The following is a 13,056-nucleotide window of genomic DNA, read 5'->3' on the forward strand; positions in this document are numbered from 1 at the left end:
CGGATGGTCTCTTTAGTTGGAAGCGGAGGGCTGTTCACGCACCGGCGTGATGTGGTCGCCGTCGCGGACATAAGCGCCCGCCTTGGCGACGACCTCGTCGCCGCTCTTCAATCCATTGACGATCTCGACATAGGCGCCGTCCTGGATGCCGGTCTCGATCTTGGCGAATTTCACCACGCCGTCCTCGACCTTGCGGGCGGAGGAGCCTTCGTTGCCGGTCAGCACCGCCGTCAGGGGAAGCGATACGCCCTCGGTTTCGCGGACGATGATCTCGGCGCTGCCATACATGCCGGAACGCGCCTTGCTGTCATCGTCGATCGAGATATGCACCAGGCCAAGGCGGGTGCTGGGATCGACGGTCGGCGAAACCAGGCGCACGGCGCCGGAAAGCTTTTCGCGGCTGCCGGAAAGGGAAATGGTTGCCTTCTGGCCGGCCACAATCCTGACAATATCGCTTTCGGCGACTTCGGCGACGAGCTCGATATCGCCGTTGCGGATGATGGTGAATAGCGGATCGCCGTTGCCGGCGGCGATCGCGCCGACCTTGGCGTTCTTAGCCGAAACCACACCGGCAACCGGCGTCTTCACATCGGTGCGGGCGAGCTTCAGATCGGCGTCTGCGATCTGGCTGTCGAAGACCTTCAGATCGGCTTCGGCGACCTCGATCGCCTGCTCGGCGGAGACGACTCGGGCGTTGGCGGCAGCGGCGGTCGCATCGGCCTGCTCGACCTGGGCTGTAGAAACCGTGCCCTTCTTGCCCATTTCCTGGGCGCGGGCCTGCTGCTGCCTTGCCTGTTCGGCATTGGCCTGCGCTTCGATGAGCTGGGCGCGCAGTTGGGCAAGGCTTGCCTCGCCCTTGGCCTTCGTCGCCATCATCTGGCTTTTCTCCAGGACCAGGGCGTCGTCATTGAGCGTTGCCAGCGTGCTTTCAGCCTGGACCTTGTCGCCGACATCGGCTTTCAGCGTGCGAATCGAAAGGCCTTCGACCTGCGGCTGGATATAGACTTCCTCCACCGGCTTGACCGTTCCGGTGCCGATAACACGGTCGACGAGGGTGCGATTGACGGCTGTGGTGACAACGATCGCCGGCAGGTTCTGCTGCGGCTTTGCGACCGGCGCTTCCTGCGAAAAGGCGGCGGATGCAGCCAGCGCCGCTGCAAAAAGGGTGGATGCGCCTAAAATTCCAGTCGGCTTGCGTGCCATGCGTCTTCGTCCAATCTCGTCATAAGGTTAGCCGAATTCGCGCGTCTGCCATCGAGCTCGCGACCAGGCCACTGCCTTTCCTGCATTCTCAGGGGTATCCACTTTGCCGTCTTCATCCCTCGCCGGCAAATCGGCTTCTAGTTGGTATCGATTTGCTCGATATGCAAGCCCGGCAGAAAACAATTCCCCATGAGACGATAATAATTACCATCATAACCTGAATCAATCATCGCAGAGTTATGCGAACATGACGATCATTGATGCCGCTTCTCCCCTAATGACGTTTGACGCCGGAAAAATGCGACATCAGCGACGCTTTTTTTCGTGTCGCCCCAAAAATGAGAAACGCGCGGAAATTTTCTCCGCGCGTTTCGCTTTACTTCCTGCCGTGTTTACTTGGATGCGGCGTCTGTGATCTCGTGTGTCCAGGCCCCCGAGGGCTCCTTGTTGATGATCTTCTGGTCGAGCAGAGCCTTCGCCGTGCGGGCATAGAGCGCTTCGTCCAGCTTGCCGGAGCCGTCGCCGACCAGCTTTGCAACTTCGCCCATCATACGCTTCTGGTGGTTCTCGTCCTGGCCGCCGTTGTCCACGACGATCTCGGCGGCTTCATCGGGGTTCTCGGTCGCATATTTCCAGCCCTTCATCGAGGCGCGGACGAACTTGACCATCTTCTCCTTGAACGCCGGGTCCTTCAGCTTGTCTTCCATGGCGTAGAGGCCGTCCTCGAGAAGGTCATTGCCCATTTGCGTATAGTTGAAGACCGTCAGTTCCTCCGGCTTGAAGCCGGCATCGATCGCCTGCCAGTATTCGTTGTAGGTCATGACGGAGATGCAATCGGCCTGCTTCTGGACGAGCGGCTGTACGTCGAAGCTCTGCTTCAGCACGGTGACGCCGTTCGGGCCGCCTTCGGTGGAAAGACCCAGCTTGTTCATCCAAGCGAAGAAGGGGTATTCGTTGCCGAAGAACCAGACGCCGAGCGTATGGCCCTTGAAGTCGGCCTCGGTCTTGACCGGGCCGTCCTTACGGCAGATCATTTCCAGGCCGGACTTCTGATATGGCTGGGCGATGTTGACCAGCGGAACGCCCTTTTCGCGGGCAACCAACGCGCCGCCCATCCAGTCGACGATGACATCGGCGCCGCCACCGGCGATCACCTGCTCAGGCGCGATATCGGGACCACCGGGCTTGATGTCGACGTCGAGGCCCTCTTCCTTGTAGAAACCCTTCTCCTGGGCGACATAATAACCGGCGAACTGGCTCTGTGTGACCCATTTCAGCTGCAGCACCACCTTGTCGGCGGCCATAGCATGGGCCGCTGCAAGCGACATGGCGCTCGCCATCATTGCAACCATCAATTTTTTCATTTTCTTGTCCTTACCCTCTGAAGTTATGCCCGGACCCAATTTGCGAGGCCCGCGCGCGCCTAGCCACCACGGATAGACGGATGCCAGAACGTCACCGCCCGTTCTGTCAGGGCGATGATGCCATAGAAGATCGAGCCGGCCAGCGCCGCGACGGCGATTTCCGCCCAGACCATGTCGACATTCATGCGGCCGATCTCGGTCGAGATGCGGAAGCCCATGCCGACGATCGGCGTCCCGAAGAATTCCGCAACGATGGCACCAATCAGAGCCAGCGTCGAGTTGATCTTCAGTGCGTTGAAAATGAAGGGCATCGCCGCCGGAAGCTTGAGCTTGAGCAACGTCTGCCAGTCGCTCGATGCGTAGGTGCGCATCAGGTCGCGCTCCATGCTGCCGGAGGCGGAGAGGCCTGCCACGGTGTTCACCAGCATTGGGAAGAAGGTCATGATGATGACGACGGCGGCTTTCGACGGCCAGTCGAAGCCGAACCACATGACCATGACCGGAGCGATGCCGATGATCGGCAGAGCCGACACCATGTTGCCGATCGGCAGCAGGCCGCGGCGCAGGAAGGCGATGCGGTCGGCCAGCACCGCGACGACGAAACCGCTGAGGCAGCCGACGATATAACCGATCAGCACCGCCTTGAAGATCGTCTGCCTGACGTCGTCGCCGAGGATGGGCAGAGAGGCCATGATGCGGGCGCCGATGGCGCTCGGCGGCGGCAACAGGATGAAGGGGACGCCGGCACCGCGCGTGATCGCCTCCCAGAGGATGAGAATCCAGGCGCCGAAAATCGCCGGAATCAGCAGTTCGAGCACCGATGCACCGAAGGCGGCGGCAGGCGGCACTTTCGAAAGCTCCGTGACGCATCGCCAGGCGAGCAGCCACGCGGCGAAGAGCAGCAGGAAGTAAGCCCGCGTTGCCGTGCCCTCGTTGCCGGAAATCGCTGCAAGCAGCAGCCAGGCGGCGCCATGGGCGCCGATGAACAGCACGGTGGCGCGATAGGCCGGCGGTTGCGGTGCAAAGGACAGGAGAGCGGCCGCGGCGATGACGATGAAGATGAGGCTTGCGGTGCCATCGGTTAAAGGACGGGCCGCGCCCTCGGCCAGAAGCGGTAAGGCAGCCAGCGCCGCGATGCAGAAAAGAAGAGCGGCCGCGCCTTGCCAGGAGAAGCTCAGACGTCTCATGCCGGCCTCCCGCCCATGGCGCGGTCGACGATCTTCGCCGCAAGGCCGACAATCGCGACGAGGACGCCTGCAAGCAGCGAGCCGGCGACCAGCGCTGCCCAGATATCGATCGTCTGGCTGTAATAGGAGCCGGCGAGCAGCTTCGAACCAATGCCGGCAACGGCGCCCGTCGGCAATTCGCCGACGATGGCGCCGACGAGGCTTGCTGCGATCGCGACCTTCATAGAAGTGAAGAGAAAGGGGATCGAGGCAGGGACGCGCAGTTTCCAAAAGGTCTGCATCGGACTGGCGTTATAGGTGCGCATGAGGTCGAGATAGAGGAGTTCGGGTGACCGCAGCCCCTTCACCATGCCGACGGCGACCGGAAAGAAGGAGAGGTAGGTGGAGATCAGCGCCTTGGAGACGAGGCGGGAGGCGTCGGAATCGAGATTCAGCAGATGCGCCAGCGCATTGTCGCCGGTCAGCACGTTGTAGGAGATGATGACGATCATCGGCGCGATAGCGAGGATCGGGATTGTCTGGCTGGCTACGAGCCAAGGCATCAGCGAGCGGTCCATGGCGCGGTTATGCACGATCAGCACGGCGAGAAGAATGCCGAGCAGCATGCCGAAACCGAAGCCGAGCAGGGTGGAGGAGAGCGTTACCCAGCTGTGATAGACGAGGCTCCGGCTGCTCGAAAGGCTGCGCAGGAAAGTGTTCTCATAGACATTCTCAGTCACCTGATGCGGTGCCGGCAGGATCGGCTTCGGCTGCGCCAGCGTCTTGCCGATGAATTCCATCGTGGTCGGCGTGACGCCGGCGCGGCTGTCGATATCACGCTGGAACGGCGCGTTCATGAGAATGGCGGCGACATACCAGATGGCGACGAGGGCGAGCAGGATGGTGGTGACGGGGACGATCTTGTCCCTGAATGTGTCGGATTTCACAGGGATAGCCCCCATATATCGGCACCGCGTGGGCCGTTACCCCCCTCTGCCCTGCCGGGCATCTCCCCCACAAGGGAGGAGATCGGCAAGGAGATGGCGGGTCGTTCCCCAATGCTGCCATGCTGGGCTAGGGGGCCTTCGTTGTTTGGGGAGGCCGGCTCGGCATATCGATCTCCCCCCTTGTGGGGGAGATGCCCGGCAGGGCAGAGGGGAGTGGCCCAAGAGCGCAACGGCCTAAACCTCATGGCTATGCCCCGTCCTCAGCCCCTCGCGGACGCGGTGGGCGATTTCCAGGAACTCCGGCCTGTCGCGGATGTCGAGCGGGCGTTCGGCCGGAAGCGTGGAGTCGATCACGTCGGTGACGCGGCCGGGGCGCGGCGACATCACCACGATCTTGGTCGAGAGGTAGACCGCCTCGGGGATGGAGTGGGTGACGAAGCAGATCGTCTTGTTGGTGCGGGCCCAGAGTTTCAGCAGCTCTTCGTTCAGATGGTCGCGGACGATCTCGTCAAGCGCGCCGAAGGGCTCGTCCATCAATAGCAGGTCGGCGTCGAAGGCGAGCGCGCGGGCGATCGAGGCGCGTTGCTGCATGCCGCCGGAAAGCTGCCAGGGGAATTTCTTCTCGAAGCCGGAAAGACCGACGAGGTCGAGCGCCTCGGCGATGCGCCTCGTCCGATCGGCGCCGCGGTAGCCCATGATCTCCAAGGGCAAGGCAATATTGTTCTCGATGGTGCGCCAGGGATAGAGCGCCGGCGCCTGAAAGACGTAGCCGTAGGCGCGGGCTTTGCGCGCCTCCGCCGGCGTCATGCCGTTGATCGAGATTTCGCCCGACGTGCTCCTTTCGAGATCGGCGATGACGCGGAGGAAAGTCGTCTTGCCGCAGCCGGACGGGCCGATGAAAGAGACGAAATCGCCCTTGCGGACATCGAGATTGACATCGCTCAGCGCCCGCACCGGGCCGTCATTCGCCTGGTAGGTGAGACAGAGGTCCTTGGCGGATACGACGGAGGGTGCTTGCATCAATGCGACCGATCTTGTTTTCCCCGCTTGACGGCGGTTTGCATGTTACCATCGCTGCCGGCTTTCCCGGCGGCGCAATTCTTGGAGGAAGAAAATGGACGCGACATCAAAACCAACCTGCCACATCGTTCGTCCCAAGCACGCCTATGACGGCAAGCAGGGGCTCAGCTATTTCGAAGGGATAGCGGCCGAGACTGTCGGCGCCACGGGCATCTGCATGCACCTCCTGACGATCCCGCCCGGCGTGCGTGCCAAGGCGCACCTGCACGAGGCGCATGAGACGGCGATCTACGTGCTCTCCGGCGAGGCTCATACCTGGTACGGCGACCGGCTGGAGCATCACGTCATCACCCATGCCGGCGAACTGTTCTACATCCCGGCCGGCGTGCCGCATATGCCTGCGAACCTCAGCAGCACGCCCTGCACGGCGGTCATTGCGCGCACCGATCCCCACGAGCAGGAAAGCGTCGTGCTTCTGCCGGAACTGGACGCGCTGGTGCCGGCGTGAAGTCATCCGCATGAAGGCGTCGTTCCCCGGTTGATGGCCGTATCGCTATGCTCCATCGTCATACGCCGGTTGCCGGGATGCCACTGCGTTCCACTTTGCGCGGAGAGGTGATCTCCTTCCAGGTGGACAGCGCTCTGCTGACGGCTGTCACCGGTTCGCGCCTGACGAACTCGCCGTGGCCCTCGCGGGTCTTGATCGTGCTTTCCTCGATCGCGACGACCCCGCGCGTCAGCGTGTAGCGCGGCAGGCCAGTCACTTCCTTGCCCTCGAAGACGTTGTAGTCGATCGCCGACTGCTGGGTCTTGGACGAGATGACCTTCGAACGGTTCGGGTCCCAGACCACGATATCGGCATCGGCGCCGACGAGGATCGCGCCCTTCTTCGGATAGATGTTGAGAATCTTGGCGATGTTGGTCGAGGTGACGGCGACGAATTCGTTCATCGTCAGTCGGCCGGTGTTGACACCGTGTGTCCAGAGCATCGGCATGCGGTCTTCGAGGCCGCCTGTGCCGTTCGGGATCTTGGTGAAGTCGCCGACGCCGAAACGTTTCTGCGCCGTGGTGAAAGCGCAGTGGTCGGTTGCGACCACCTGCAGCGAACCGGAGGCGAGCCCTGCCCAGAGGCTATCCTGATGCTGCTTGCTGCGGAAGGGCGGCGACATGACGCGGCGGGCGGCATGATCCCAGTCGGGATTGGAATATTCGCTCTCGTCGAGCGTCAGGTGCTGGATCAGTGGTTCGCCATAGACGCGCATGCCCTTGGCGCGGGCCCGGCGGATCGCTTCATGCGCCTGCTCGCAGGAGGTGTGGACAATGTAAACAGGGCAGCCGGCCATGTCGGCGATCATGATGGCGCGATTGGTGGCCTCACCCTCGACTTCAGCCGGCCGGGAATAGGCATGCGCCTCGGGGCCGTTATTGCCCTCGGCGAGCAGCTTTGCCGACATCGAGGCGACGACATCACCGTTTTCGGCATGCACCAGCGGCAGCGCGCCGAGCTCGGCGCAGCGCTGGAACGAGGCGAACATCTCGTCGTCATCGACCATCAGCGCACCCTTATAGGCCATGAAGTGCTTGAAGGTGTTGATGCCCTTGTCGCGGACGATGGTCTCCATCTCCTTGAAGACCTGCTCGCTCCACCAGGTGACCGCCATGTGGAAGGAATAGTCGCAATTGGCGCGGGTCGATTTGTTATCCCACATGGTCAGCGCCTCCAGCAGCGACTGGCCGGGGGCGGGAAGGGCGAAATCGACCACCATGGTCGTGCCACCGGAAAGCGCCGCGCGCGTGCCGCTCTCGAAATCATCGGAGGAATAGGTGCCCATGAAGGGCATTTCGAGATGAGTGTGCGGGTCGATGCCGCCCGGCATGACAAAACAGCCGGAGGCATCGAGCGTTTCGTCGCCAGAGAGGTTCGGACCGATCTCGACGATCCTGCCGCCATCGATCTTGACGTCAGCCTTGTAGGTGAGGTCGGCCGTGACGATGGTGCCGTTCTTGATGACTGTGGTCATGATCGTTCCCTCTTCTTTTCTTTGGATTCGCCTGGTGAATAGAAGCTGAGCGTTTCCTCGCTGGCTTCAAGCCGGCCTTCCAATGCTGCCAGGATTGTTTCGAGTACGGAGCGTCTTTCGCGAGAGACTTCCTGATTCCAGAAGCGCAGGACAGAATAGCCATTTGCATCAAGCCATTCGGTTCGGCGTTGATCGCTGACGTTTTCGGCATGCTGGAAGCCGTCGACTTCTACGATCAATTGTTTTTCGCGACAGAGGAAATCGACAATGAATGGCCCAAGCGGGACTTGCCTTGCAAATTTATAACAGTTCAAGCGGCGGGCGCGCAGGTCGCTCCAGAGATGGTATTCTTCTTCGGTTTCGTTTTGACGAAGCTGTCGAGCTTGTGCTGTTTTGACTGGGCGATGTTTGCGGATATCCTGTTTGATAATTTTGGTCGCGCCCGGAGCCCCCTCATCCGCCCTTCGGGCACCTTCTCCCCGAGGGGAGAAGGGAGAAGCCGCGACGTTCGCCATTCCCTTCTCCCCAGCGGGGAGAAGGTGGCCCGAAGGGTCGGATGAGGGGGCTCCGGGTTCTGCAGCAGACATCACACCACGATCTCCGCCGTCTCGACCACCGCATGGAACAGCACATCGGCTCCGGCCGTCGCCCATTCCTTGGAGATTTCTTCCGCCTCGTTGTGGCTGAGCCCGCCGACGCATGGGCACATGACCATGGTGGCAGGCGCGACCTTGGCGGCCCAGCAAGCGTCGTGGCCGGCGCCGGAGATAATGTTCATGTGGCTGTAACCGAGCCGTTCGGCGGCGGAGCGAACCGAGGTGACGAGCTTTTCGTCGAAGGTGACCGGTGCGAAATGGCCGATCGCCTCGATGGAACAGCCGACGCCCAGCGCGTCGCAGATGCCAGGAGCCTCGGCCTCGATCTTTGCCCGCATGCGATCGAGCTTGGCCTTGTCGGGCGAGCGGATGTCGACAGTGAAGACCACTTTGCCCGGCAGCACGTTGCGGGAATTCGGCGAGAAGAAGACTTGGCCGACGCCGCCGACGGCGCCCGGCTGCTCGCTCATCGCCACGCCTTGGACCATTTCCAGGATGCGCGACATGGCAAGGCCGGCATTGACGCGCATGTTCATCGGCGTCGAGCCAGTATGGGCCTCCTTGCCGGTCAGCGTGAATTCCAGCCACCACAGGCCCTGACAGTGGGTGACGACGCCGATCTGCTTTTCCTCGGCTTCGAGGATCGGACCCTGCTCGATATGATATTCGAAATAGGCGTGCATCTTGCGGGCGCCGACCTCTTCGTCCCCGACCCAGCCGATGCGCTTCAACTCGTCGCCAAACAGATTGCCCTCTGGATCCCTGCGGTTATATGCGAAGTCCAGGCTGTGCACGCCGGCGAAGACGCCCGACGCCAGCATGGCAGGGGCGAAGCGTGCGCCTTCCTCGTTCGTCCAGTTGGTGACGACGATGGGGTGCTTCGTCTTGATGCCGAGGTCGTTCATCGTGCGCACGATTTCGAGGGCCGAGAGCACGCCAAGCACGCCATCATATTTGCCGCCGGTTGGTTGGGTGTCGAGATGCGAGCCGACATAGACCGGCAGGGCGTCGGGATCAGTGCCGGGGCGGGTGGCGAACATCGTGCCCATGCGGTCGACACCCATGGTCAGGCCGGCCTCGTCGCACCATGTCTTGAAAAGCCTGCGGCCCTCGGCATCCGAATCCGTCAGCGTCTGGCGGTTGTTGCCGCCGGCGATTCCGGGGCCGATCTTCGCCATGTCCATGAGACTGTCCCAGAGACGGTCGCCATTGATGCGCATGTTCTCGCCTGGTGCTGCCACCATTCTTCAAGCCCTCACCTGTTTGCGGCAGTCATGCAAGGGGCATGCCCGCCTGTTCCCGTGGTCCTTTCCCGCGCCTGTTGTTGGTTTTGTCGAGCGCCGGAAAATCGCCAGTTGCCTTTGTTTTTCATCTGGCGGATATTTGACCGATTGGTAAACATTACAACTTCCACCGCGGGGCTCAAGACGAAAATCACGAAATTTGCCGATAAAAATGCGGGCAGTTGCTCAAGAAAGCGCCAGGGGTCGCCTCTGCCGAAACTTGAGGGAAGAAGTTGAATATCAAGGGGAAACAATAGCCGATGGCTATTCCGAGAGCAGCGAAGACCCAGAGGCGAACGCGAATCCAGGAGGAGAAGGAAGAGCAGATTCTGGAGGCGGCGCTCGACGTGTTTTCGGCACGCGGCTTTCGCGGTTCGACGATCGACCAGATCGCCGAAGTCGCGGGCATGTCGAAACCCAATCTGCTTTATTATTTCCGCACCAAGGAAGCGATGCACCGGGCGCTGATCGACCGGGTCCTCTATACCTGGCTGGAGCCGCTGCGGGCCTTCGACGCCGAGGGCAATCCGGAAGAAGAAATCCGCAGCTACATCAGGCGCAAGCTGGAGATGGCGCGCGATTTTCCGCGCGAGAGCCGGCTGTTCGCCAATGAGGTGCTGCAGGGCGCTCCGCATATCGAGGACGAATTGAAGGGGCCGCTGAAGCAACTGGTCGACGAGAAGGCGGAGGTCATCCGCGCCTGGACGAAATCAGGCAAGATCGTCGAATGCGATCCCTACCACCTGATCTTCTCGATCTGGTCGACGACCCAGCACTATGCGGATTTCGACGTCCAGGTGCGCGCGGTGCTGGGGCAGGAACATTCCGGCGAAGGGCGCTTCGAGGATGCCGCGCGGTTTCTGGAGCAACTCTTTATTGGCGGGCTGCGGCCGGAGGGTGGCTAACAGCTCGATTTCCTGAGAGGATGCCTTTTTCAGCTCATGATCGCCGGCAGTTCCGCGGCCAGCGTATCGATGGCAAGACGCACTTTCGGCAGCATCACCGGCGATCGCGGCCAGACGGCATAGGCTTCAAATATGGTTGATGGTGTATCGGTCAGAACCCGCACGAGTTCACCTGAGAGGACCTTGTCCCGCACCAGCCAGCAGGTCAGCCAGGCAAGCCCGCGGCCTTCAACCGCGGCGTCTGCGATCGAAGCGAGATCGTCGAGCCGCAGCCGTGATTTCGGCAGAACTTCGCGTGGGGGACCGGCCGGAGCCGGGAAGGTCCAAGCCTTGTCATTGTCACCCCTGCGATAGACGATGCCATGATGGCGGGCGAGATCGTCGATCGTTTGCGGCACGCCATAGTTTTCGAGATAAGCGGGCGAGGCGCAGACCGTCATGGACTGCCGGGCGATCGTTCGCGCCATCAGGTCGGGATTGTCCTTCAGCGGACCGTTGCGGACGGCAAGGTCGAAGCCGTCCTCTAGGAGATCGACGACCCGATCGCTGAAGGATAAGTCCAGTTCGAGATCGGGGTGGTCGTCGAGCAGGCGGGTCAGGATCGGAGCGGCGCAATGGCGTCCAAACAGCGCCGGCATCGATACCCTCAGCCTGCCGCGGACCTCGCGCCTGCCCGATTCAAGTTGGGCCTCGCCGATCCGGATTTCCTCGATAGCTTTCAGGCAGCGCTCATAGAAGAACCGGCCCTCGTCGGTCAGGCTCTGGGTCCGGGTCGTGCGGTTGAAGAGCCGGACGTCGAGTCGCTGTTCGAGCCTTGCGATCGTCTTGCTGACTGCCGAGCGGGTGAGGTGAAGCCGTTCGGCGGCGGCGGAGAAACCGCCGGCTTCGACCGTCTGGACGAAGATCGAAATCCCCTTCAATTGCTCCATCTTTGTTTCCTTTATGGCACCAGTTCGACGACATAATATCGCAACAGGCGATGAATATTCAACGATATACCTGCTGCTCCTCCAATCGAGAAGGAGCAGGAGATGCAGACGACAAAGCAGTGGCAAACCGATGCCGTTGGGCCGGAGGCCAATCTGAAGATCGGTGAAGCGAGAATTCCCGACGTGTCTGGCAGCATGATCCGGGTGCGGACGCAGGCGGTCTCCCTCAATTTCCGCGACAGGCTTGTGCTCGAAAGCGGCATGGGACTGCCGCTGCAGTTTCCCTTTGTCCCGGCCTCGGACATGGCAGGCGTGGTTGAGGCCGTCGGGCCGGATGTCACACGCTTCAAACCCGGAGATCGAGTTATATCCACCTTTTCCCCGGATTGGATCGATGGACGCGGCCCGGGCAACGCGCGTAATCTACCCTACCAGACGCGCGGCGGCTTCCATCCGGGCGTGCTGACCGAACACACCGTGTTTTCCGAGGAGTGGTTCACGCATGCGCCGAAAACGCTCGATGCCGCTGAAGCGAGCACGCTGCCCTGCGCCGGACTGACGGCATGGTTCGCACTGATCGAATGCGGCAAGCTCAAGGCTGGCGACAAGGTGCTGGTGCAGGGAACCGGCGGCGTCGCGCTCTTCGGCCTGCAGATCGCCAAGGCGCATGGCGCCGAGGTCTTCATCACGTCAGCCAGTAGCGAAAAGCTCGACCGGGCGCTGGCGCTCGGCGCCGATCATCTGATCAACCGGCACGAGGGCGACTGGGTGGAGCGGCTGCATCAACTGACCGGCGATTACGGCGCCGACCATGTGCTCGAAATCGTCGGCGGTCCGCATCTCGGCCAAGCGCTGAGGGCCGTGGCGGTCAACGGCCGAATTTCGGTGATCGGTGTGTTCGAGGGCTTCGAGGTTTCGGCGCCGGTGGCGCCACTGCTTCTCAAGGCGCCCGTCCTGCAGGGAATTACGGTCGGTCACCGCAGGGCACTGGAGGATCTGGTGCGCGCCGTCGACCAGACCGGGCTGAAGCCTGTTATCGACAGGCGTTATGGCTTCGAAGAGCTGCCGCAGGCGCTCGATCATCTCTATCGAGGCCCCTTCGGCAAGATCGTCATTGAGTTTTGAGACATGAGGCTCCCTGCGAATCGTGGAGGGGAGCCTTCTGTTATTCGGCAGCGATGGTTTCGGTTTCGAAGGCAAAACCCTCATCGGCCCAACCGGTCATGCCGCCGATCATCAGCTTGGCTCTGAGGCCGAGCTTGGCAAGGCGAAAGGCCGCCTTGTCGGCGCCGTTGCAATGAGGACCAGCGCAATAGACGATGAAGAGCGTGTTTTTTGCCCATTCCGACATGCGATGTGCGGTCATCTTGCCGTGCGGCAGGTTAATCGCGCCCGGCACATGGGACTGCGCAAACAGTGCCGGCGAGCGCACATCGAGAAGAACGAAATCGACCTTTCCAGCTGCGAAAGCGGCGCGGACATCCGAACAATCGGTCTCGAAGGCGAGCTTAGCGGCATAATGGGCGGCGGCGAGGTCAGGCTCGGCGGCGGGGATTTCGGAGACGGCGCTTGGCATCGGTCTTTCCTTTCGTGCTGGATTGCCCCCTGATATCGCCGATGTT

The 13,056-nt window shown here is 61.7% G+C and carries 13 protein-coding genes; 3 read left to right on the forward strand and 10 right to left on the reverse strand.

Features of this window, described 5'->3' with window-relative positions:
- Positions 1–12: 12 nt before the first annotated feature.
- From PH551_RS18570 to PH551_RS18590, 5 genes are all read right to left on the reverse strand, one after another.
- A complete protein-coding gene (locus PH551_RS18570; RefSeq protein WP_285194295.1) occupies positions 13–1,203 on the reverse strand; it encodes an efflux RND transporter periplasmic adaptor subunit in 1,191 nt (396 codons plus the stop codon).
- Between the two features lie 392 nt (positions 1,204–1,595).
- Complete coding sequence (locus PH551_RS18575) at positions 1,596–2,567, reverse strand: ABC transporter substrate-binding protein (protein WP_085779170.1); 972 nt, start codon at positions 2,565–2,567, stop codon at positions 1,596–1,598.
- Positions 2,568–2,626: 59 nt separating this feature from the next.
- A complete protein-coding gene (locus PH551_RS18580) occupies positions 2,627–3,754 on the reverse strand; it encodes an ABC transporter permease (RefSeq protein ID WP_285194296.1) in 1,128 nt (375 codons plus the stop codon).
- Positions 3,751–4,680, reverse strand: coding sequence for an ABC transporter permease (locus PH551_RS18585; RefSeq protein WP_285194297.1), 930 nt, complete (start codon positions 4,678–4,680; stop codon positions 3,751–3,753). The genes PH551_RS18580 and PH551_RS18585 overlap by 4 nt, the downstream gene beginning before the upstream one ends.
- Positions 4,681–4,914: 234 nt before the next feature.
- Entirely contained in the window at positions 4,915–5,700 is a 786-nt protein-coding gene (locus PH551_RS18590; protein WP_285194298.1) for an ABC transporter ATP-binding protein, read from the reverse strand.
- Positions 5,701–5,794: 94 nt separating this feature from the next.
- Here PH551_RS18590 and PH551_RS18595 point away from each other — a divergent pair, with 94 nt between their 5' ends.
- Positions 5,795–6,208, forward strand: a complete 414-nt coding sequence (locus PH551_RS18595) for a cupin domain-containing protein (RefSeq protein WP_011426527.1) — start codon at positions 5,795–5,797, stop codon at positions 6,206–6,208.
- Between the two features lie 58 nt (positions 6,209–6,266).
- Here the strand turns inward: PH551_RS18595 and hydA are convergent, their stop codons facing one another.
- The 3 genes from hydA to PH551_RS18610 are packed head-to-tail and all read right to left on the reverse strand — an operon-like array spanning position 6,267 to position 9,561.
- Positions 6,267–7,721, reverse strand: coding sequence for a dihydropyrimidinase (gene hydA, locus PH551_RS18600; protein WP_285194300.1), 1,455 nt, complete (start codon positions 7,719–7,721; stop codon positions 6,267–6,269).
- A complete protein-coding gene (locus PH551_RS18605) occupies positions 7,718–8,308 on the reverse strand; it encodes an endonuclease domain-containing protein (protein WP_285194301.1) in 591 nt (196 codons plus the stop codon). Before PH551_RS18605 ends, hydA begins: the two co-directional genes overlap by 4 nt.
- Entirely contained in the window at positions 8,308–9,561 is a 1,254-nt protein-coding gene (locus tag PH551_RS18610) for a Zn-dependent hydrolase (RefSeq protein ID WP_085779166.1), read from the reverse strand. Before PH551_RS18610 ends, PH551_RS18605 begins: the two co-directional genes overlap by 1 nt.
- Positions 9,562–9,860: 299 nt before the next feature.
- Between PH551_RS18610 and PH551_RS18615 the strand changes: the two genes are divergently transcribed.
- Positions 9,861–10,505, forward strand: coding sequence for a TetR family transcriptional regulator C-terminal domain-containing protein (locus PH551_RS18615; protein WP_085779165.1), 645 nt, complete (start codon positions 9,861–9,863; stop codon positions 10,503–10,505).
- A 29-nt stretch (positions 10,506–10,534) separates the two neighbouring features.
- Here the strand turns inward: PH551_RS18615 and PH551_RS18620 are convergent, their stop codons facing one another.
- Positions 10,535–11,434: a LysR family transcriptional regulator gene (locus PH551_RS18620; protein ID WP_285194305.1), complete on the reverse strand. Its 900-nt coding sequence runs from the start codon at positions 11,432–11,434 to the stop codon at positions 10,535–10,537.
- Positions 11,435–11,536: 102 nt separating this feature from the next.
- On the opposite strand from PH551_RS18620, the gene PH551_RS18625 reads away from it, so the two are divergent.
- Positions 11,537–12,559 (forward strand): zinc-dependent alcohol dehydrogenase family protein, encoded by a 1,023-nt coding sequence (locus PH551_RS18625; protein WP_285194307.1) that lies wholly within the window; start codon positions 11,537–11,539, stop codon positions 12,557–12,559.
- Between the two features lie 40 nt (positions 12,560–12,599).
- Here the strand turns inward: PH551_RS18625 and PH551_RS18630 are convergent, their stop codons facing one another.
- The gene (locus PH551_RS18630; RefSeq protein ID WP_285194309.1) at positions 12,600–13,010 is read right to left on the reverse strand and encodes a rhodanese-like domain-containing protein; all 411 of its coding nucleotides are present in this window, start codon (positions 13,008–13,010) and stop codon (positions 12,600–12,602) included.
- Between the last annotated feature and the right edge of the window lie 46 nt (positions 13,011–13,056).

Origin of the sequence: Rhizobium atlanticum (assembly GCF_030182485.1) — a bacterium.
In the GTDB taxonomy this organism is placed as follows: domain Bacteria; phylum Pseudomonadota; class Alphaproteobacteria; order Rhizobiales; family Rhizobiaceae; genus Rhizobium.